The sequence below is a fragment of the Dyella sp. Tek66A03 genome (genome assembly GCF_052567735.1).
Window position 1 is genome coordinate 3,140,578 of the sequence record NZ_CP199584.1, and the last position, 20,658, is coordinate 3,161,235.

Sequence of the window (20,658 nt, forward strand, 5' to 3'; positions counted from 1 at the left end):
CGATGTGGATATCCACACCGCCCGCCTGGGTAAACACTACTGAAGGTTACCGGCCGCCCTAGGCAGGCCGGCCGCCATTACAGCGTGCGGGCCACCTCGATACGCTCGAAGCATTCGATCTGATCGCCGACCTTGACGTCGTTGTACTGCTTCACGGCGATACCGCATTCCATGCCGTTGCGCACTTCGTCGACCAGTTCCTTGAAGCGACGCAGCGATTCCAGTTCACCCTGGAAGATCACCGTATTGTCGCGCAACACGCGGATCGGCTTGCTGCGCTTGACCGTGCCTTCGATGATCATGCAGCCAGCGACCGCACCGAACTTGGAGCTGCGGAACACTTCGCGGACCTGCGCCACACCGATGATCTCTTCGCGCACTTCCTTGCCGAGCAGGCCGGAAGCCGCCTGCTTCACCTGGTCGATCACGTCGTAAATGATCGAGAAGTAGCGCACGTCCAGACCGGAGGTATCGATCACCTTGCGGGCGGAGGCGTCGGCACGCACGTTGAAGCCGATGACCAGCGCCTTGGAGGCCACTGCCAGGGTGGCGTCGGACTCGGTGATACCGCCCACACCGGCCGCGATCACGTTGACCTTCACGTTCTCGTTACCAATCTGGCTGAGCGACTCGCGCAGTGCCTGTACCGAACCCTGCACATCGGCCTTGACCAGGATATTGAGCGTCTGCTGCTCAACGCCCGCACTCATCTGGGCCATGATGTCCTCAAGGCGGTTGGCCTTGCTGACCATGCGCGTCTCGCGGCGCTTGAGGTGACGTTCGGCCGCCACTTCGCGGGCGAGGCGCTCGTCAGCCACCACCACGAAGTCGTCGCCCGACTCCGGCACGCCGGAAAGACCCAGCACCTGCACCGGAATCGACGGGCCGGCTTCCTGCACCTGCTTGCCGCTTTCGTCGATCAACGCACGCATACGGCCGTATTCGATACCGCATACGACGAAGTCGCCACGCTTGAGGGTGCCCTGCTGCACCAGCACGGTCGCCACCGGACCGCGACCGCGATCCAGGCTGGATTCGATCACCACGCCGGACGCCGGGCCGTCTTCGACTGCAGTCAGCTCCATCACTTCGGCCTGGACCGAAATGGCGTCGAGCAGCGCCTCGATACCCATGCCGGTCTTCGCCGACACCGGTACGAACGGCGTGTCACCACCCCACTCTTCCGGAATCACTTGCAGATTGCCGAGACCCTGCTTGACGTGGTCCGGATTGGCGTCGGTCTTGTCCATCTTGTTGAGCGCAACGATGATCGGCACCTTGGCGGCGCGTGCATGCTGCACGGCTTCCGCCGTCTGCGGCATCACACCGTCATCCGCTGCAACCACCAGCACCACAATATCGGTGGACTGGGCGCCGCGTGCACGCATCGAGGTGAATGCCGCGTGGCCTGGGGTATCCAGGAAGGTGATGACGCCCTTCGGCGTTTCCACGTGATACGCACCGATGTGCTGGGTAATGCCACCGGCTTCGCCCGAGGCGACCTTGGTGCGGCGGATGAAGTCGAGCAGCGAGGTCTTGCCATGGTCGACGTGACCCATGATGGTGACCACTGGCGGGCGCGGCTTCTTCTCGCCGTCCAGTTCGGCGCTCTGCGTATGTGCAGCCAGCGTGGCCTCGGCGTTGTTCTCGCTCGCGGCGACCGCCGTGTGACCCAACTCTTCGATCACCAGCACCGCGGTGTCGTGGTCGATGGTCTGGTTGATGGTGGCCATGACGCCCATCTTGAACAGGGCCTTGACCACTTCCGAACCCTTGACCGCCATCTTCTGGGCGAGATCGGCGACGACGTTGTTGTCACCCACCACGACCTCACGCACGACCGGCGCGGTCGGGCGGGAGAAACCGTGGCTACCGGCGGCAGCGGACGAACTGCTACGCGACGCTTCACGACCTGATCCCTTGCCGGGCTTGCCACGCTTGTTGGAACGGCGGGCACGATCGGCGTCGCTCAAATGCAATTCGCCACCGGCGAAACGCTTGCCGCCCGGGCCTTCGTCGCGATCGCGACCATGCCGTGGCTTGTTCGCATTGGCGTTGGCATTGGGCGCGCTGGTGCCAGCATTCGCCGGGGCATTGCCGCCAGTGCGATGGGGCGCGCCAGTCGACGCCGCACCGCCAGCGCGATTGGGTGCGCCAGTCGATGCAGCCGGAGCCGCAGCGGCAGGTGCCGCCGGGCGCACAGGTGCAACCACCGGGGCGGGCGTGATCACGACCTTCTTTTCGCGGCGGCGCGGCTCATGAATGGTCGGCACGATCATGCCGAATACGCTGTGATCGACGCGCTGCGGCGGCTGGGCGGCTTCGACGACGGGAGCCTTCTCGACCGGAGTCTTCTCACTCGATACGGCGACCACGGGAGCAACCACCTGCTCTGCGGCAGGCGCTTCGGCCTGACCGGCCTGCTGCGCCTTGGCATGCGCAGCAGCCTCGGCCTCGGCCTGCTGACGGCGCTGTTCTTCTTCAGCCTCGCGCTGGCGCTGAGCTTCCTCGGCGCGCAGCTGCGCCTCTTCATGACGCTGGCGATCGGCTTCGGCGCGCTCGGCTTCTTCGTGCTCGCGCTGCTCATGCGATTCCTGCAGCTTGCGCACGGCATCTTCGCGCTCGACGTCGCCGCCTGCTTCTTCAGCAATGACACTGCGCTTGACGTAGGTACGCTTGGCGCGCACTTCGACATTCACGGTCTTGGCGCCGGTCGCACCGCGGGCACCCGGCGTAGCGACCTTGAGTTCGCTGACCTTGCGGCGCTTGAGCGTGATCTGACGAGGCGAGCTGTCTTCCGCTTCGGCGGTGGTGACTTCGCTCTTGCCATGGGTACGGCGCAGGAATCCGAGCAGCTTCACCTTTTCAGTGCTGCTGATGATCTGCTCCGGATCGGAGAATTTCATGCCGGCCTCGCCAAGCTGTCCAAGCAGCTTGTCTACCGGCATGCCAAGTACCTTGGCGAGTTGTTTGATTGTTACGTCTGACATCGTGTTCTTTCTCCGCCGTTCCCGCGCTAAGTCCGTGAGGCCTCGCCTGCACGTCCACCTCCATCCTTGGTGGAGAGCTTTTCAGCTCTCCTCGGCGCACCCTTCCAGGGCGCGGCCGTCAGCGGTTAGCCACCTTTCTCCAGACGCGCGATCATCGGCGCACGTGCAGCCATGATCAGCGCCGCGGCGCGATCTTCGTCCATGCCATCAATATCGATCAGGTCGTCAACCGCCAGATCGGCCAGATCGTCCACCGTCACCACTTCACGCGAAGCCAGCGCATACGCCGTGGCCTCGTCCATACCCGGCAGCGCAAGCAGTTCGCCCGACGGCTGATGCTCGTCGATGCCTTCTTCCACGGCCAGTGCCTCGGTCAGCAGCGCATCACGGGCGCGGGCACGCAGCTCCTCGACGATATCCTCGTCGAAGCCTTCCACGGCCAGCAGCTCGGCGCTGGGGACATAAGCGATTTCTTCGACGCTGGAGAAGCCTTCCTGCACGAGGATGTTGGCGATCTCCTGGTCCACTTCCAGCTTGTCCATGAACAGCTGGCGGGCGGATTCCTGCTCGGCCTCGCTCTTGGCGGCGACCTGGTCCTGGGTCATCACGTTGAGCTGCCAGCCGGTGAGCTTGCTGGCGAGGCGCACGTTCTGGCCACCGCGACCGATGGCCTGGGACAGCTTGTCCTCAGCCACGGCGATGTCCATGGAGTGCTTTTCCTCGTCCATGATGATGGACTGCACTTCCGCCGGCGCCATCGCATTGATGACGTACTGCGCCTGGTTCTCGTGCCACAGGATGATGTCGACGCGCTCGCCATTGAGCTCGTTCGACACCGCCTGGACGCGCGAACCGCGCATGCCGATGCAGGCACCGATGGGATCGGTGCGGGTGTCGTGCGCGACCACGGCGATCTTGGCGCGGTCGCCCGGATCGCGGGCGCAGCCCTTGATCTCGACCAGGCCCTGGCCGACTTCCGGCACTTCGAGCTTGAACAGCTCGATCATGAATTCCGGCGCGGCGCGCGAGACGAACAGCTGCGGACCGCGAGCTTCCGAGCGCACCTCGTAGAGGTAGCCGCGGACGCGGTCGCCGACGCGGGCCGATTCGCGCGGAATCGTCTTGTCGCGCGGGATGAAGGCCTCGGCATTGCTGCCCAGGTCGAGGTAGACATTGCCGCGCTCGACGCGCTTGACGATGCCGGTGACCAGCTCGCCGACGCGCTCCTGGAACGCATCGACCACCTGCTGGCGCTCGGCTTCGCGTACGCGCTGCACGATCACCTGCTTGGCGGCCTGGGCGGCGATGCGCCCGAATTCGGCGTTCTCGACCTGTTGCTCGATGTACTCGCCGACCAGCGAATCTTCACGCTCGTCCAGGGCATCCATCAGGCGCACCTGGTGGAACGGCGATTCCATCTCACCGTCGTCTGCGATCACTTCCCAGCGACGGAACGTCTCATAGTCGCCCGTGTGGCGATCGATGGAAACGCGGATGTCCGGATCTTCATCCGGATAACGCTTTTTGGCGGCGGACGCGAGAGCCGCTTCCATCGCCAGGAAAATCACTTCACGCGGCACGCCTTTTTCATTGGCAACCGCGTCAACCACCAGCAAAAGTTCTTTGCTCATTGCAGCAACTCCGTAGACGCTATCCGCGCCCGATCGCTTTCGATTGATTACTTCGTAGGCTTCTTGCCCGGCTTGGGCTGCGGCACGTAACCGAGCGCTACCCAATCCGGCACCACGCGCGCGCTTTCCACCGCGCCATGTTCGAACTCGAAGGTCTTGCCCTCGCCTTCCAGCAAGATCCGCTCACCTTCGACCGACACCACCTTGCCGCGCATACGGCGACGACCTTCCAGCGGTGCCTTCAGTAATACTTTCACCTCCGCACCGGTCACCTTGGCAAACTGAGCCGCCGTGAACAGCGGGCGATCGATGCCCGGGGAAGAAACTTCCAGCACGTAGTGGCCCGGAATCGGGTCCTCCACATCGAGCAGCGCCGACAGCTCGCGGCTCGCCGTCTCGCAGTCGTCGAGGCCCACTTCGCGGCTCTCGCCACCTTGATCGAGCACGTCCAGGTAGATGCGCAGAGTACTCTGCCCCTGCGACGGGGTGAACTCCACGCCGATACATTCCAGCCCCAAATCGACCAGAACCTCGCTGAAGCGTTGAGCTAATGCCTGCGTATCCATAGTTCGCCTATCGTTACCGTCGCCAGAAACAAAAAATGGGCTCAAGCGGCCCATTCCCTTATCTCGCCGATGTCCCGACCCATCCAGCATCTTTCCGGGGCACCCGTCCATGCAGCTTCGAAGCCGTATGTGACGCTTGTGCGACGCTTCCTTGCGCCCAACAAAAAAGCCTCACGAGGAGGCTTTCTTGTTCTAAGAAAGATCTGGTAGCGGGGGCAGGATTCGAACCTGCGACCTTCGGGTTATGAGCCCGACGAGCTGCCAGACTGCTCCACCCCGCATCAGAGTCCGAGAATATTAACGAGATGGCCGAATTCTTGCAAGCTTTTTCGAGAATATTTTCAAAGATTCGTCTGACGTTGATGTGACGGAAGGGTTCCGTCACGTCGCACATCAGCCGACAAACACACGCTGGCACCAGCCGAACAGCGGGCCCCAGCCAATGCCCAGCACCAGCAGGGCCAACACATTCAACGACAGCACCAGGCGTACCGAGACATCGCTTTGCAGGCGAATTTCAGTGCCATCGACGGGCTTGTCGAAGTACATCACCTTGACCACGCGCAGGTAGTAGTAGAGGCCGATGATGGCGAATACCGCGCCCACCAGGGCCAGCCACATCATGCCGGCGTGGATCGCCGCCTGCAGCACCAGCAGCTTGGCGAAGAAGCCAAACAGCGGCGGTACGCCAGCCAGCGAGAACATCACCAGCATCATCAGGAACGCTGCCCACGGCGAACGCTGGTTGAGGCCCTTGAGATCATCGATCTCTTCGCATTCGAAGCCCGCACGCGCCAGCGCCAGGATCACACCGAAGGCCGCGGTACTCATCAGCGCGTAGCTGATCGCGTAGAACAAGGCAGCCGCATAGCCTTCCGGCCCTGCGTTGACCAGACCCAGCAGCAGGTAACCCATGTGCGAGATGGTCGAGTAAGCCAGCAGGCGCTTGAGGTTGCTCTGCACGATCGCCACGAGGTTACCGATCCCCAGCGAAAGCACGGCCAACACGGCCAGCATCAGCTGCCAATGCTGCGACAGGTCGCCCAGGCCCGAGGCCAGCAGGCGATACGCCATGCCGAACGCGGCCAGCTTGGGAGCGGAACCGATGAAGATCGTCACCGCGGTCGGCGAGCCCTGGTAGACGTCCGGTATCCACATGTGGAACGGGGCGGCGCCGAGCTTGAAGCCAATGCCTACGACCATGAAGATCAGGCCGAAGATCAGCAACTGCGGCATCGAGGTATGCACAGCCGCGGTATGCAGTTGCGCGAGACTCAGCGTGCCGGTCGCACCGTAGACCATCGACATGCCGTACAGCAGCATGCCCGAGGCCAGCGCACCCAGCACGAAGTACTTGATCGCCGCTTCCGACGACAAGCTGGAATCGCGATTCAGCGCCACCAGCGCATAGGACGACAGCGTCAGCAGTTCCAGGCCCAGGTACACCATCAGCAAGTTACCCGCCGAGACCAGCAGCATGATGCCGATCACCGCGAAGATGGTCAGCGTGTAGAACTCGCCAATAAACAGCTTGCGGTCGATCAGGTAAGGCTTGGCGTAGATGAACACCAGGGCCGTGGTGAGCAGCGCGAAGACCTTGAGGATCTCCGCCACGCCGTCGCGCACGAACATGCCATTAAAGGCCGTCACAGCCTGGGGCGGCTGGCCCGCGATCACCAGATAGATGGCCACCAGCAGCACGGCGACCGAGAGCCAGTGCAGCATGGGACGCTGCTCCGGCTTCATGAAGGCATCGAGCAGTAGCAGCAAACACGCCGCCACCACCAGATACAGCTCCGGCAACAGGATCAGAATGTCATTGAAATTCGGCATGATCGGTCCTGCTTAAACCTTGTGATTGCCAAGCTGCGTCACCAGCTGCGTCACCGACGAATCCATCAGATGGATCAGCGGCTGCGGCCAGATGCCCAGTGCCAGCACGGCGGCGGCGAAGGCGCCAAGTACAAACCACTCGCGGCCGTTGATGTCCTTCATCTCGGCCACGTGGGGGTTGCTGATATCACCCCACAGCACGCGCTTGACCATATACAGCGTGTAGGCCGCGCCGATGATCAGGGTGAAGCCGGCGAACAGCGCGATCCACGGGTTGGCCTGGAAGCTGGCCAGGATCACCTGGAATTCGCCCACGAAACCGCTGGTACCCGGCAGGCCGCTGTTGGCCATGGCGAACAGCACGTAGAAGAAGCCGAACCACGGCATCACATTGATGACGCCGCCGTAATCCTTGATCTGGCGCGTGTGCAGGCGGTCATACAGCACGCCGATGCACGAGAACATCGCGCCCGAGACGAAGCCGTGCGAAATCATCTGCACCATCGCACCCTGCATGCCCAGCTTGGCCGCGTCGATATTGCCCGCGCCACGCACCAGCATGAAGGCGATGAAGATGCCCAGGGTGACAAAGCCCATGTGCGCCACGGACGAGTAAGCCACCAGCTTTTTCATATCCTCCTGCACCAGCGCGATATAGCCGATGTAGACCACTGCAATGAGGCTGAGCCCGATCACCACCCAGGCATAGGCCTCGGACGCATCCGGCACGATCGGCAGCGAAAAGCGGAGGAAACCGTAGCCACCGATCTTCAGCATCACCGCCGCCAGCACCACCGAACCGCCGGTAGGCGCTTCCACGTGGGCATCCGGCAACCAGGTATGCACCGGCACCATCGGCACCTTCACCGCGAACGCGATCAGGAAGGCGAAGAATAGCCAGCTCTGCTCCTTCATCGTCAGCGGCAGCGCTGCCAGCACCTGCAGGTCAAACGAGCCGGCCTTCAGGTACAGGTAGATCAGGCCGACCAGCATGAAGATGGAGCCGAAGAACGTGTAAATGAAGAACTTCAAGGTAGCGTAGACGCGACGCGGACCACCCCAGACACCGATGAGGATGAACATCGGGATCAGCATGGCCTCGAAGAACACGTAGAACAGCAAGGCGTCGGTGGCGCAGAACACGCCGATCATCAGGCCCTGGAGCACCAGCATGGCGGCCATGTACTGGTGCGGGTTGACCTGGATGACCTCCCACGCGCCGACGATCACCAGGATGCCGACGAAGCTGGTGAGCAGGATCAGCGCCACCGAGATGCCGTCGACCGCCAGGCTGTAATGCACCCCGAGCGAGGCGATCCAGACATGGTTTTCGACCAGCTGCTTGGCGCTGTCCGCCGCGTTGTACTGCGGCAACAGGTAGAGGCTGAGGACGAAGGTGATCACGGCCACCAGCAGCGCCGTCCAGCGCGCGACGTTGGGTCGACCCGAGCCGGCAAGCAGCACGGGGATGGCACCCACGACGGGGAGCCAGATCAGCAGGCTGAGCAAATGATTGAACATGGAGCAGGTTCCCTTATTGCCCGACCAGCCAATACCCGCCGAGCAGCAGGATTAGGCCAAGGATCATCGCGAAGACGTAGTGATAGAGGTAGCCGGACTGCAGACGGCGCACGCCGCCTGCGATTCGCTGGACAAGACCCGCCGAACCGTCGATCAGCACACCGTCGATCACGGCAGCGTCGCCGCCCTTCCACAGCGCACGACCGAGCGCGATACCGCCGCGCGCGAAGACGATGTAGTACACCGCATCGAACCAGTACTTGTGGTTGAGCAGGTTGTAGAACGGCTTCAGCGCATTCTTGATGCGATCGGCCACGGCCGGGTTGAACAGATAGATATAGGTCTGGATGGCGAACGCCGACAACACCAGCAGGAACGGCAACTGGGTGAAGCCGTGCAGCGCCATGGCCATCGAGCCGCCGAACTCCTTGCCGAGTTCAGCCAGCACGTTGTTCGCCTCGTGCACCTGGATCGCGCTACCGAACCACTCGCCAAACAGCAGCGGCTGGACCGCGAAGAAGCCCACCAGCAGCGACGGAATCGCCAACAGGATCAGCGGCAAGGTCACCACCCACGGCGATTCCTTCGGCGTCTCGTGCATGATGCCGGCATCGTGATGACCATGGTCATCCTTGTGCGATTCATGGTGATGCTCGCCATGTCCATGATCGTGGACCACCGTGAAGCGTTCCTTGCCATGGAAGGTCAGGTACATCTGGCGGAACGTATACAGCGCGGTCACGAAGGCACCAGCCATCACGCAGAAGTAAGCGTAGGTGGCACCCCAGCGATGCGACTCGCCCACCGCCTCGATGATCGCGTCCTTGGAATAGAAACCCGCGAAGAAGGGCACGCCGCACAGCGCCAGCGAACCGACCCACATGGTGATCCAGGTGATCGGCATGTACTTGCGCAGGCCGCCCATGTAACGCATGTCCTGCTCATGGTGCATGGCGATGATCACCGAGCCCGCGCCCAGGAACAGCAGTGCCTTGAAGAACGCATGCGTCATCAGGTGGAACACCGCGCCCGCATAGGCGGACACGCCCAGCGCCACCGTCATATAACCCAGCTGCGATAGCGTGGAATACGCCACCACGCGCTTGATGTCGTTCTGCACGATGCCGATCAGGCCGGTGAACAAGGCACCGGTGGCGCCGATCACCATCACGAAGCTGAGCGCGGTATCGGACAGTTCGAAGATCGGCGACATGCGCGCGACCATGAAGATGCCGGCGGTCACCATCGTCGCGGCGTGGATCAGCGCCGAGATCGGGGTCGGGCCTTCCATCGAATCGGGCAGCCACACGTGCAGCGGCACCTGGGCGGACTTACCCATCGCACCGATGAACAGCAGGATGCCGATGACGGTAGCCGCATCCCAGTGCGTGTTCTGGGTGATCTGCAGGGTCTTGCCGATCAGGCTGTCCGCGTTACCAAAGGCCGTGGCGTAATCCAGCGTATTGAGGAAATACAGGATCGCCGCGATACCGAGCAGGAAACCGAAGTCGCCCACGCGGTTGACCAGGAACGCCTTGAGGTTGGCGAAGATCGCCGTGGGACGCTTGTACCAGAAGCCGATCAGCAGGTAGGACACCAGGCCCACCGCTTCCCAGCCGAAGAACAGCTGCATGAAGTTGTTGCTCATCACGAGCATCAACATCGAGAAGGTGAACAGCGAGATGTAGCTGAAGAAGCGCTGGTAACCATCGTCGTCGGCCATGTAGCCGATGGTGTAGATATGCACCAGCAGCGACACGAAGGTCACCACTACCATCATCATCGCGGTGAGACGATCGATCAGGAAGCCCACATTGGCGGTGTAACGACCGATCTCGAACCAGGTGTAGATGTTCTGGTTATAGATCGGCGCGCCGCCGGCGGTGAGTTGGTACAGCACATAGAACGACAGGCCGCAGGAAAGCGCCACACCGAGAATGGTAACGGTGTGCGAGCCAGCGCGGCCGATGATGCGACCAAAGAAGCCCGCGAGCAGGCAGCCGACAAGCGGCGCCAGCGCGATGGTCAGCAAAATGGAGGTAGACAATTCCATTGGCTCAGCCCTTCATGCTGTCGATTTCGGCGATGTTGATGGTGCTGCGATTGCGGAACAGCAACACCAGGATCGCCAGGCCGATAGCGGTTTCCGCCGCAGCCACGGTAAGAATGAAGAACACGAACACCTGCCCCGCGGCATCGCCCTGGAAGCGGGAGAACGCGACGAAGTTGATATTCACCGCCAGCAGCATCAGCTCGATCGACATCAGCAACACGATGACGTTCTTACGGTTGATGAAGAGACTGGCCAGGGCAATGCTGAACAACACAGCGCCGAGCACGATGAAGTGCGAAAGCGTGATCATGGGGTGGTCTCCTTGCCCGGTGCCGGCGGCGCAGCGGGGACTTCCGCCGCCATCTTCACCACGCGAATGCGATCACGGGGATTGACGAGCACCTGCTGCGAAGCCGTCTGGTGACGCGTACCGGGACGCTCGCGCAGGGTCAGCACCACCGCTGCCACCACACCGACGGTGAGGATCAGCGCAGCGATTTCGAACGGCAGCAGGAACTGCGTATACAACGCCGTACCCAGCCATTCGGTATTGGACATGCCAGCCACGGTGGCCGGGTTGGCACCCATCACCTGGGCGTGCATCGCGCGAACGCCGATCATCGCCAGCATCTCGCCCAGCATGATCAGGGCCACGATGATGCCGACCGGCAGGTATTTGATGAAGCCTTCGCGTACGTGCTCCTGCTTGATGTCGAGCATCATCACCACGAACAGGAACAGCACCATTACCGCGCCGACGTAGACCACGATAAGCGCGATGGCCAGGAACTCCGCTTCGGCCAGCAGCCAGATGCAGGCCGTGCTGAAGAAGGTGAGCACCAGCGCCAACACGGCGTGCACCGTGTTGCGCAGGCTGATGACGCCCAGCGCGGCACCGATGGTGACCGCGGAGAACGCGTAGAAACAAATGAGTTGGAACATTTGTGGGTCGATCATGATGTCCCGTCCTCAGCGATACGCAGCGTCTTGAGCACGAGCGGCCGCGATGTCCTGCTCGAAGCGGTCGCCAATGGCGAGCAGCTGCGACTTGGTCACCACGTTCTCGCCACGCTGCTCGAAGTGGTATTCGTGGATATGCGTCTCGACAATCGAGTCGACCGGGCAGCTCTCTTCGCAGAAACCGCAGAAGATGCACTTGAACAGGTCGATGTCGTAGCGCGTGGTGCGGCGCTGGCCATCGCTTTCACGCGGGGCCGAGTCGATGGTGATGGCCAGCGCCGGGCACACCGCCTCGCACAGCTTGCACGCGATGCAACGCTCTTCGCCGTTCGGATAACGGCGCAGGGCATGCAGGCCGCGGAAGCGGTTCGACTTGGGGATGTGCTCCATCGGATAGCGCATCGTGTACTTCGGGCTGAACATGTAGCGCATGGTCAGCGCCATGCCCTTGAACAGCTCGATCAGCAGCAAGCTTTTAAAATAGTGGGTAATGCGAGACATGGTTTTCTTCAGCCTCCCGTGCCGACGGTGACCCAGCCGAAATACTTCATGCAGCCGGCGACGAGGACCCAGACGATGGTGATGGGAATAAATACCTTCCAGCCCAGACGCATGATCTGGTCATAGCGGTAGCGCGGGAAGCTGGCGCGGAACCACAGGAACATGAAGGCGAAAAGGAAAGCCTTGATAAACAGCCACAGGAAGCTGCCGTGTCCGATAAAGCCCCACGAGGCCGGGAACGGAGACAACCAGCCGCCCATGAACAGGATCGCAGCCAGGAAGCTGACCAGGATCATGTTGGCGTATTCGGCCAGGAAGAACAGCGCGAACGCCGAGCCGGAATATTCCACGTGGAAGCCGGCCACGATTTCCGACTCACCTTCTGCCACGTCGAACGGTGCGCGATTGGTTTCGGCCACGCCCGAGATGAAATAGATGATGAAGACCGGCAGCAACGGCCACATGAACCAGTTGAGGATGCCCTTGTGGCCGGACTGCGCATGCACGATGTCGGTGAGGTTCAGCGAACCGGCCAGCACCAGCACGCAGACCAGACACAGGCCCATCGCCAGCTCGTACGAAATTACCTGGGCTGCCGAACGCATGGCACCGAGCAATGCATAACGCGAGTTGGACGCCCAACCGGCGAGGATGATGCCGTACACGCCCACTGAGGTCATCGCCAGCAGATACAGCACGCCGGCATTGACGTTGGCCAGCACCATCTGCTCGCTGAACGGCACCACCGCCCACGCCGCCAGCGCCGGAATCAAGGCCAGCATCGGTGCAAGGTAGTACAGGAACTTGTTCGCTTCGGTCGGAAGAATCACTTCCTTCAGCAGCAGCTTGACCACGTCCGCGAAGGCCTGCAGCAGGCCGAAGGGACCGATCTTGTTCGGCCCCATGCGCACGTGCATCCAGCCGATGACCTTGCGCTCCCAGTACACGAACATCGCCACCGCGATGACCAGCGGCAGGATGATGGCCAGGATGTAGATAACCGGCCAGATGATCTGGTTAAGGATCTGATCGCCCATGTGCTTTACGCCTTGCTCAGGGTGAGGGCCGCGCCATAGGGCGGCAGCGCAACGGTGTCATCGTGTCCAGCTTCGATCCACGCCGTGCCATCGGGCACGCTGACGTCGATCACCAGCGGTAGCACCGTGTCGGCAACGCGCACCGCCACGCCCTCGCCCAGACCCAGGCGCTGAGCCTCGTCGGCGTTGACGCGCACGGCCGGCGCCCGGTTCAACGGGTGGGCGCTCAGGGCCGATGAACGACGGAGTACCGCGTCGGTACGATAGATCGGCCAGGTGGCCAGACGGCTCAGGCCGGCAACCGCCGGACGCGCCGCCAGTTCCGCACGCACCTGATGACCGCGCTCGATGATGCCTTCGCGCAGACCCGCCAGATCGTCGAACTCGAACCCGGCAAGCTTCAGCACGCCACCCAGGGCACGCAACACTTTCCAGCCCGGACGCGCTTCGCCCGGCGCCTTGGCACCGGCAGCGACGCTTTGCGACAGGCCGTCGACATTGACCAGGGTGCCGTCGTTTTCCGGCAACAGCGCGATCGGGAGGATCACGTCAGCCACGTCACGCAGCACCGGACCGGCGTAGGCGGAGAACGCCACCACATGCTCGGCACCACGCAGCGCCTTCAGCAAGGCGGCGCCATCGGCGACGTCCTGCGGCTCGACGCCATACAGCACATACGACTTGCGCGGCTGGGCCAGCATGCCCTGCGCATCGAGGCCACCATTGCCCGACACCACACCGACGCGCGCCAGACCCAGCGCATTGGCGCCGACCGGCAGCTCGTTGTAAGCCGCGCCCGTCGCTTCGGCGATGAAGCGCGCGACGGCACGCAGCCACGAGGCTTGCGGATGCGTCACGGCGGCTTCGCCGAGGATGACCACGGCGCTGCCACTCTTGAGTGCAGCGATGGCGTCGTTGTCACCCTGGTCCGACGAGGCAGCATCGATCGCGGCAGCCAGTGCGGACGGTACCGCAGCACCCGCCCCGACGGCAGCCTTGGCCAGCGCCAGCAGCGCATCGACCAGGGCTTGCGGCGCGACGATCGCTTCGCCAGCCAGCTTGTAGTTGAAGTTGAAGCTCACCGGATTGACGGCGTAAACCTTGGCGCCCTTCTTCACCGCCTGATGGATGCGGTGATTGACCAGCGGCATCTCATGGCGCAGATCCGAACCGACCAGCAACGCGGCCTTGACGTGGTCCAGTTCCGCCACCGGCTTGGCAAACACCTGCGCAGCGGCGTTGTCGGCGAAGTCCAGCTGACGCAGGCGGTGATCGATATGCGCGCTACCCAGCCCACGCGCCAGGCGCACCAGCAGGTCGCCTTCTTCGTTGGTGGTGGCCGGATGCACCAGTACGCCCAGGTCGCTGCCAGCGGACTGCTTCAGCGATTCCACGGCCGCACTAAGCGCATCTTCCCAAGTGGTGGTCTGCCACTGGCCGTTCCGCTTGACCTGCGGTGCGCTCACGCGATCGGCGGCGTACAGGCCTTGATGGCTGTAACGGTCACGGTCGGAGAGCCAGCACTCGTTGATCGATTCGTTATCGCGCGGCACCGTGCGCAGCACCTCACCGCGGCGCGTATGCAGCCACAGGTTGGAACCCAACGCGTCGTGATAAGCGATCGACGGCTTGGCCACCAGCTCCCAGGCACGGGCCTGGAACTGGAACGGCTTGTTGGTGAGCGCACCCACCGGGCAAACATCGATGATGTTGCCCGACAGCTCGGTCTCGAGCGTCTTGCCGATATAGGTGCCGATCTGCAAGTTGTCGCCGCGGCTCATGCCACCCAGTTCGTAGGTGCCGGCAATCTCGCTGGTGAAGCGGACGCAGCGCGTGCACTGGATGCAGCGGGTCATCTCGGTGGCCACCAGCGGGCCGAGGTTCTCATCGGCGATGGTGCGCTTGCGCTCGGTGTAACGCGACACGCTGCGACCATAACCCAGCGCCACGTCCTGCAGTTCGCACTCGCCGCCCTGATCGCAAATCGGGCAATCGAGCGGATGGTTGATCAGCAGGAATTCCATCACGTCCTTCTGATACTTCAGAGCGACGTCGGTGCGGGTCTTCACCTTCATGCCTTCGGCCACCGGCGTGGCGCAGGCCGGCTGGGGCTTGGGCATGGGCTTGCCGCCCATCTCGACCTCGACCAGGCACATGCGGCAGTTCGCGGCGATCGGCAGCTTGCGGTGATAGCAGAAACGAGGGATCGCGACGCCAATGGCGTCAGCGGCCTCGATGATCATGGCGCCCTTGCGGATCTGCGTGGGCTTGCCGTCGATCTCGATGTTCAAGAGATCAAGAGCGGGGGCAACGGGCTGCGCACTCATGCGGCGGCTCCAAGCTTGTCGTCGACGATGGAACGACCGTTGACGATGTAGTACTCGAATTCATCCCAGAACTGGCGCAGGAAGCCCTGCACCGGCCACGCCGCGGCTTCGCCGAAGGCGCAGATGGTGTGGCCTTCGATCTGGCCGGCAATGGCCTTCAGGCGATGCAGGTCGTCCATGCTGCCCTCGCCATCCACGATGCGGGTCAGCACGCGGTGCATCCAGCCGGTGCCTTCGCGGCACGGCGTGCACTGGCCGCAGGATTCCTTATGGAAGAACTGCGAGATGCGACGGGTGAAACGCACGGTGCAGACGGTGTCGTCCAGCACCACGATGGCGCCCGAACCGAGACCGGTCTTGAGGTCACGCAAGGTGTCGTAGTCGAACGGCAGACCTTTCAGCTGTTCGGCACGCAGCACCGGCATCGAGACACCGCCGGGAATCGCACCCTTAAGCGTACGACCCGGACGCAGACCGCCGGCCATTTCCAGCAGTTCGTCGAAGGTGGTGCCGAGCGGCACTTCGAAGTTGCCGCCCTTCTGCACGCAGCCGGAGACCGAGAAGATCTTCGGACCACCGTTCTTGGTCTTGCTCTGCGCCAGGAACCAGTCCGCGCCCTTGCGCAGGATGGCCGGCACCGAGGCGTAGGTTTCGGTGTTGTTGATGGTGCTGGGCTTGCCGTACAGGCCGAAGTTGGCCGGGAACGGCGGCTTGAAGCGCGGCTGGCCCTTCTTGCCTTCCAGCGACTCCATCAGCGCGGTTTCTTCGCCGCAGATATAGGCACCAGCGCCGAGTGCGCCATAGATGTCGATATCAAGGCCGGTGCCCTGGATGTTCTTGCCCAGCAGACCCGCTGCGTAGGCTTCCTTCAACGCCTCTTCGAAATGTTCGAAGGGCTCGTGATGGAATTCGCCACGCAGGTAGTTATAGGCCACCGTCGAACCCGTGCAATAGCACGCGATCGCCATGCCTTCGATCACCGAATGCGGGTTGAAGCGCAGGATGTCGCGGTCCTTGCACGTACCCGGCTCGGATTCGTCCGAATTGCAGAGAATGTACTTCTGCATATTGCCCTTGGGCATGAAGGACCACTTCAAGCCGGTCGGGAAACCCGCGCCGCCGCGGCCGCGCAGATTGCTCTTCTTGACCTCATCGATCAGCGTGTTCGGATCGGGCTTCTCGGCGAGGATCTTCTTCCACGCTTCGTAGCCGCCAACCTGGGTATAGCTGTCCATCGCCCACGGCTTATCGAAATGCAGCGTGGTGTAGACGACCTGATGTTCCTGGGGTGCGGGTCCGTATGCCATTGCGCCCTGCCCTTACTTGAGACCGTCGAGAATCTCATCGACCTTTTGGGCCGTGAGATGCTCGTGGTAGTGACCATTGACGGTCATCGCCGGCGCACTGGCGCAGGCGGCGATGCATTCTTCTTCGCGCTTGAGATACACGCGGCCATCCGCGGTGCTCTCGCCGAGCTTGATGCCCAGCTTCTTCTCGGCGTGCCTCACCAGCTCCTCGGCGCCGTTGAGCCAGCACGAGACGTTGGTGCAGATCGCCACGTTGTTGCGGCCAACCGGCTTGGTTTCCAGCATCGAGTAGAAGCTGGCGACTTCATAAGCCCATACCGCCGGCAGCTCGAGATACTTGGCCACGGCCGTGATCAGCTCGTCGGTCAGGAAGCCTTGGTTCTGCTCCTGCGCCGCAAACAGCGCCTGGATCACCGCCGAGCGCTTGCGATCCGGCGGAAAGCGGGCCACCCACTCCTCGATGTGATGACGAGTGTGGTCGTTGAGTACGACGAGCGGATCAACATTCTTGACCTGCTCGAAATTTCCGGTTGCTTTCATAGATGCTTTCCTCCGGGCTCAGCGATCGACTTCGCCGAACACGAGGTCATAAGTACCGATCATCGCTACGACGTCGGCCAACATGTGGCCGCTGACGGTAGCGTCCATCGACGACAGATGGGCAAAACCCGGCGCGCGCAGATGCACGCGGAACGGCTTGTTGGCGCCATCGGAAACCAGGTAGCAGCCGAACTCACCCTTGGGCGCTTCCACCGCGGCATAGGTCTCGCCGGCCGGCACGCCGTAGCCTTCGGTGAACAGCTTGAAGTGGTGAATCAGCGCTTCCATGTCCTGCTTCATGTCTTCGCGGTTGGGCGGCGCGACCTTGTAGTTCTGCACGATCACCGGACCCGGGTTTGCCCGCAGCCACGTCACGCACTGCTGAATGATGCGGTTGGACTGGCGCATCTCTTCCACGCGCACCAGGTAACGGTCGTAGCAGTCGCCGCCCACGCCTACCGGGATATCGAAATCCACCTCGGCGTACTTGGCATACGGCTGCTTCTTGCGCAGATCCCACTCGATACCCGAGCCACGCAGCATCACGCCGGTCATGCCCCAGGCCTGGGCCTTTTCGGGCGGAATCACGCCGATGCCGACGGTGCGCTGCTTCCAGATACGGTTGTTGGTGAGCAGCTCTTCGTACTCATCCACCTTCGACGGAAAGTCGCCGGCGAACGCCTCGATGAAGTCGAGCATGGAACCTTCGCGCCAGCTATTGAGGCGCTTCAAGTCCTTGCCCTTGTGCCAGGGCGATTCGCGGTACTGCGACATCTGTGCCGGCAGGTCGCGGTAGACGCCGCCCGGACGGTAATACGTGGCATGCATGCGCGCGCCCGACACCGCCTCGTAGACGTCCATCAGCTCTTCGCGCTCGCGGAACGCGTACAGGAACACGGCCATCGCGCCCAGGTCGAGCGCGTTGGATCCGATCCACATCAGGTGGTTCAGGATGCGGGTGATTTCGTCGAACATCGTGCGGATGTACTGCGCACGCTCCGGCACCTCGATCCCCATCAGGGTCTCGATGGAACGCACATAGGCGTGCTCGTTGCACATCATCGACACGTAGTCGAGACGGTCCATGTAACCGATGGACTGGTTGAACGGCTTGGACTCGGCCAGCTTCTCGGTGCCGCGATGGAGCAGGCCGATATGCGGATCGGCGCGGACGACGGTTTCGCCATCCATTTCCAGCACCAGGCGCAGCACACCGTGCGCAGCCGGATGCTGGGGGCCGAAGTTCATCGTGTAATTGCGGATTTCCTGCATGCTCAATTCTCCCGCCACTTGTCGGCGGACTCGGCCTTGGCCTGGACCAGGTCGGCGTCATCACGGATCACACGCGGCACCAGCACGCGCGGCTCGATCGACACGGGTTCGTACACCACGCGCTTCTGCTCGGGGTCGTAGCGAACCTCGACGTTGCCGATCAGCGGGAAGTCCTTGCGGAACGGATGCCCCACGAAACCGTAGTCGGTCAGGATGCGGCGCAGGTCCGGGTGGCCTTCGAAGACGATGCCGTAGAGGTCGAACGCTTCGCGCTCGAACCAATTCACGCCCGGCCAGATGCCGGTCAGCGACGGCACCACCGGCAGCGTGTCGTCGTCGCAGAAAACGCGCAGACGCAGGCGATGGTTGTGTTCCAGCGAAAGCAGATGGATCACGGCAGCGAAACGGCGCGGCTGGCCATCCGAACGCGGACGATCGGCCCAGGTAAAGCGACCCATCGCCTCGCCTTCCACACCGCGGGAGAAGCCGGTACTGGAAACGGTTTCGGTATCCCACTCGGTCTGGCCGTAGCCCATGTAGTCGATGCCACACACGTCGATCGGCAGACGGAAGCGGAACGGTGCTTCGTCGCGCAGGGCGGTGGCGACCGCGAGCAGATCGGCAGCAGCGACCTCGGCGGTCACTTCGTTGCGTACGATGCTGATCGACAGCGTTTCGCCGAATCGCGCGGAAAGGCGCTCGGCCAGCGAGTTCGATGGTGTATCAGTCATGGCTTAAGGGTGTGTCTGTGCATGCGAAATGGGCCGCGCCGGGAGCTGTTTGCTCGCGGGGCAAGGAAGAGCGAAGGAGTGTATGTCGATACACGACTGAGCGATGACGCCGCCCCGCGGGCAAACAGACCCGGCCCGAAGGGTTGCTTCTCATTGGCCACCAGGCGGCGGGCCACGGCTTGCTCATGGCGCCACCATGGGCGGCGCCGCGCCCCACCACCTGGCGGCCAATGAGAAGCAACGCGGCCCATCTCGCATGCACAGACACACCCTCGGTCCTCAGGAACGCGCGATGGTGTTGGTGCGGCGGATCTTCTTCTGCAATTGCAGAATGCCGTGGATCAACGCTTCCGCCGTCGGCGGGCAGCCCGGCACGTAGATGTCCACCGGCACAATGCGATCGCAACCGCGCACCACGGAATAGGAATAGTGGTAATAGCCGCCGCCATTGGCGCAGCTACCCATCGAAATGACCCACTTCGGCTCCGGCATCTGGTCATAGACCTTGCGCAGCGCCGGGGCCATCTTATTGACCAGGGTGCCTGCCACGATCATCACGTCGGACTGGCGCGGACTGGGACGGAAGATCACGCCGTAGCGGTCAAGATCCAGTCGCGCAGCACCGGCGTGCATCATTTCCACGGCGCAGCAGGCGAGACCGAAGGTCATCGGCCACATCGAACCGGTGCGTGCCCAGTTCATCAGCGCATCGACACTGGTCGTGGCAAAGCCACGCTGCATGATCGGGTTGTCCTCGACCGGACGCAGGATGTCGTCCACCAGGTTCAACGGCTGCGGGTTGTGCATCACCCGATCGAGCGACGAGATCACTCCCATTCCAGTGCTCCCTTCTTCCATACGTAAGCAAAACCAATGACCAAGAGCAGCAGGAACAGCGCCATCTCGATAAGCGCGGTCAGGCCGATCTTCTGGAACACCACTGCCCACGGGAACAGGAAGGCGATTTCCAGATCGAAGATGATGAAGATGATCGCCAGCAGGTAGTAGCGCACGTCGAAGCGCATGCGCGCATCTTCGAAGGCTTCAAAGCCGCACTCGTAGGGCGAGAGCTTGTCGGCATCGGGACGACGGGGACCGGCCAGCAGGCCAATGACCAGCAGGACCACGCCAAGGCCGGCGGCGACGCCGATGAACAGCAGAATGGGCCAGTATTCGGCAAGCACGATGGAGCGTACCTCCGCGCCTTCATGGCGCATCAGTGACCGTCGGGGTAAACGGTCCGGCAACTGGGTACGGCAGGCCTGCAAGGGCCAGGGCTATCCGCCACGATCGCGCGCGTTATTTAAGCCACGAACGTCCGACTTTCCACGATCAAGGTCGGGAATCGCGACATTGTATCAGTGCGCTTAACAACAACAAGCCTTGACG

Annotated in this window: 17 protein-coding genes and 1 tRNA gene; all 18 read right to left on the reverse strand. The window is 62.5% G+C overall.

The features are described from left to right. Positions 1 to 77: 77 nt before the first annotated feature. Complete coding sequence (infB, locus tag ACT01B_RS13865; protein ID WP_445143832.1) at positions 78 to 2,990, reverse strand: translation initiation factor IF-2; 2,913 nt, start codon at positions 2,988 to 2,990, stop codon at positions 78 to 80. Between the two features lie 125 nt (positions 2,991 to 3,115). Further along, complete coding sequence (gene nusA / locus ACT01B_RS13870) at positions 3,116 to 4,621, reverse strand: transcription termination factor NusA (protein ID WP_445143833.1); 1,506 nt, start codon at positions 4,619 to 4,621, stop codon at positions 3,116 to 3,118. 47 nt (positions 4,622 to 4,668) lie between these two features. Continuing rightward, on the reverse strand, positions 4,669 to 5,187 hold the full coding sequence (gene rimP, locus ACT01B_RS13875) for a ribosome maturation factor RimP (RefSeq protein ID WP_445143834.1): 519 nt from the start codon (positions 5,185 to 5,187) through the stop codon (positions 4,669 to 4,671). Between the two features lie 204 nt (positions 5,188 to 5,391). Beyond that, positions 5,392 to 5,468 (reverse strand) — tRNA-Met (locus ACT01B_RS13880). Positions 5,469 to 5,580: 112 nt separating this feature from the next. Next, positions 5,581 to 7,020 (reverse strand): NADH-quinone oxidoreductase subunit NuoN, encoded by a 1,440-nt coding sequence (gene nuoN / locus ACT01B_RS13885; RefSeq protein WP_445143835.1) that lies wholly within the window; start codon positions 7,018 to 7,020, stop codon positions 5,581 to 5,583. 12 nt (positions 7,021 to 7,032) lie between these two features. Next, positions 7,033 to 8,541, reverse strand: coding sequence for an NADH-quinone oxidoreductase subunit M (locus ACT01B_RS13890; protein ID WP_445143836.1), 1,509 nt, complete (start codon positions 8,539 to 8,541; stop codon positions 7,033 to 7,035). 13 nt (positions 8,542 to 8,554) lie between these two features. After that, complete coding sequence (gene nuoL, locus ACT01B_RS13895) at positions 8,555 to 10,594, reverse strand: NADH-quinone oxidoreductase subunit L (RefSeq protein WP_445143837.1); 2,040 nt, start codon at positions 10,592 to 10,594, stop codon at positions 8,555 to 8,557. Between the two features lie 4 nt (positions 10,595 to 10,598). Beyond that, the gene (nuoK, locus tag ACT01B_RS13900) at positions 10,599 to 10,904 is read right to left on the reverse strand and encodes an NADH-quinone oxidoreductase subunit NuoK (protein WP_266181682.1); all 306 of its coding nucleotides are present in this window, start codon (positions 10,902 to 10,904) and stop codon (positions 10,599 to 10,601) included. Then, complete coding sequence (locus ACT01B_RS13905; protein WP_445143838.1) at positions 10,901 to 11,551, reverse strand: NADH-quinone oxidoreductase subunit J; 651 nt, start codon at positions 11,549 to 11,551, stop codon at positions 10,901 to 10,903. The genes nuoK and ACT01B_RS13905 overlap by 4 nt, the downstream gene beginning before the upstream one ends. 12 nt (positions 11,552 to 11,563) lie before the next feature. Beyond that, on the reverse strand, positions 11,564 to 12,055 hold the full coding sequence (gene nuoI, locus ACT01B_RS13910; RefSeq protein ID WP_266181680.1) for an NADH-quinone oxidoreductase subunit NuoI: 492 nt from the start codon (positions 12,053 to 12,055) through the stop codon (positions 11,564 to 11,566). 8 nt (positions 12,056 to 12,063) lie between these two features. After that, the gene (nuoH, locus tag ACT01B_RS13915) at positions 12,064 to 13,092 is read right to left on the reverse strand and encodes an NADH-quinone oxidoreductase subunit NuoH (protein WP_445143839.1); all 1,029 of its coding nucleotides are present in this window, start codon (positions 13,090 to 13,092) and stop codon (positions 12,064 to 12,066) included. Between the two features lie 5 nt (positions 13,093 to 13,097). Further along, positions 13,098 to 15,419, reverse strand: a complete 2,322-nt coding sequence (nuoG, locus tag ACT01B_RS13920) for an NADH-quinone oxidoreductase subunit NuoG (protein WP_445143840.1) — start codon at positions 15,417 to 15,419, stop codon at positions 13,098 to 13,100. Next, the gene (nuoF, locus tag ACT01B_RS13925) at positions 15,416 to 16,726 is read right to left on the reverse strand and encodes an NADH-quinone oxidoreductase subunit NuoF (protein ID WP_445143841.1); all 1,311 of its coding nucleotides are present in this window, start codon (positions 16,724 to 16,726) and stop codon (positions 15,416 to 15,418) included. The genes nuoG and nuoF overlap by 4 nt, the downstream gene beginning before the upstream one ends. 12 nt (positions 16,727 to 16,738) lie before the next feature. Then, a complete protein-coding gene (gene nuoE / locus ACT01B_RS13930) occupies positions 16,739 to 17,266 on the reverse strand; it encodes an NADH-quinone oxidoreductase subunit NuoE (protein WP_445143842.1) in 528 nt (175 codons plus the stop codon). Between the two features lie 18 nt (positions 17,267 to 17,284). Continuing rightward, complete coding sequence (locus tag ACT01B_RS13935) at positions 17,285 to 18,538, reverse strand: NADH-quinone oxidoreductase subunit D (protein ID WP_445143843.1); 1,254 nt, start codon at positions 18,536 to 18,538, stop codon at positions 17,285 to 17,287. Between the two features lie 2 nt (positions 18,539 to 18,540). Beyond that, positions 18,541 to 19,269 carry an NADH-quinone oxidoreductase subunit C gene (locus ACT01B_RS13940; RefSeq protein WP_445143844.1) on the reverse strand — a complete coding sequence of 243 codons (729 nt, stop codon included), beginning with the start codon at positions 19,267 to 19,269 and terminating at the stop codon, positions 18,541 to 18,543. Between the two features lie 279 nt (positions 19,270 to 19,548). After that, the gene (locus ACT01B_RS13945) at positions 19,549 to 20,106 is read right to left on the reverse strand and encodes a NuoB/complex I 20 kDa subunit family protein (RefSeq protein WP_266151252.1); all 558 of its coding nucleotides are present in this window, start codon (positions 20,104 to 20,106) and stop codon (positions 19,549 to 19,551) included. Continuing rightward, on the reverse strand, positions 20,097 to 20,453 hold the full coding sequence (locus ACT01B_RS13950) for an NADH-quinone oxidoreductase subunit A (RefSeq protein ID WP_445147488.1): 357 nt from the start codon (positions 20,451 to 20,453) through the stop codon (positions 20,097 to 20,099). Before ACT01B_RS13950 ends, ACT01B_RS13945 begins: the two co-directional genes overlap by 10 nt. Between the last annotated feature and the right edge of the window lie 205 nt (positions 20,454 to 20,658).

What these genes read in the sequence shown, in the direction of transcription:
- infB (WP_445143832.1), bottom strand. Translation starts at nt 2,990, where the DNA reads ATGTCAGACGTAACAATCAAACAACTCGCCAAGGTACTTGGCATGCCG.
- ACT01B_RS13905 (WP_445143838.1), bottom strand. Translation starts at nt 11,551, where the DNA reads ATGATCGACCCACAAATGTTCCAACTCATTTGTTTCTACGCGTTCTCC.
- nuoL (WP_445143837.1), bottom strand. Translation starts at nt 10,594, where the DNA reads ATGGAATTGTCTACCTCCATTTTGCTGACCATCGCGCTGGCGCCGCTT.
- nuoE (WP_445143842.1), bottom strand. Translation starts at nt 17,266, where the DNA reads ATGAAAGCAACCGGAAATTTCGAGCAGGTCAAGAATGTTGATCCGCTC.
- nuoI (WP_266181680.1), bottom strand. Translation starts at nt 12,055, where the DNA reads ATGTCTCGCATTACCCACTATTTTAAAAGCTTGCTGCTGATCGAGCTG.
- ACT01B_RS13940 (WP_445143844.1), bottom strand. Translation starts at nt 19,269, where the DNA reads ATGACTGATACACCATCGAACTCGCTGGCCGAGCGCCTTTCCGCGCGA.
- nuoN (WP_445143835.1), bottom strand. Translation starts at nt 7,020, where the DNA reads ATGCCGAATTTCAATGACATTCTGATCCTGTTGCCGGAGCTGTATCTG.
- nusA (WP_445143833.1), bottom strand. Translation starts at nt 4,621, where the DNA reads ATGAGCAAAGAACTTTTGCTGGTGGTTGACGCGGTTGCCAATGAAAAA.
- ACT01B_RS13890 (WP_445143836.1), bottom strand. Translation starts at nt 8,541, where the DNA reads ATGTTCAATCATTTGCTCAGCCTGCTGATCTGGCTCCCCGTCGTGGGT.
- nuoF (WP_445143841.1), bottom strand. Translation starts at nt 16,726, where the DNA reads ATGGCATACGGACCCGCACCCCAGGAACATCAGGTCGTCTACACCACG.
- ACT01B_RS13935 (WP_445143843.1), bottom strand. Translation starts at nt 18,538, where the DNA reads ATGCAGGAAATCCGCAATTACACGATGAACTTCGGCCCCCAGCATCCG.
- ACT01B_RS13945 (WP_266151252.1), bottom strand. Translation starts at nt 20,106, where the DNA reads ATGGGAGTGATCTCGTCGCTCGATCGGGTGATGCACAACCCGCAGCCG.
- nuoH (WP_445143839.1), bottom strand. Translation starts at nt 13,092, where the DNA reads ATGGGCGATCAGATCCTTAACCAGATCATCTGGCCGGTTATCTACATC.
- nuoG (WP_445143840.1), bottom strand. Translation starts at nt 15,419, where the DNA reads ATGAGTGCGCAGCCCGTTGCCCCCGCTCTTGATCTCTTGAACATCGAG.
- rimP (WP_445143834.1), bottom strand. Translation starts at nt 5,187, where the DNA reads ATGGATACGCAGGCATTAGCTCAACGCTTCAGCGAGGTTCTGGTCGAT.
- nuoK (WP_266181682.1), bottom strand. Translation starts at nt 10,904, where the DNA reads ATGATCACGCTTTCGCACTTCATCGTGCTCGGCGCTGTGTTGTTCAGC.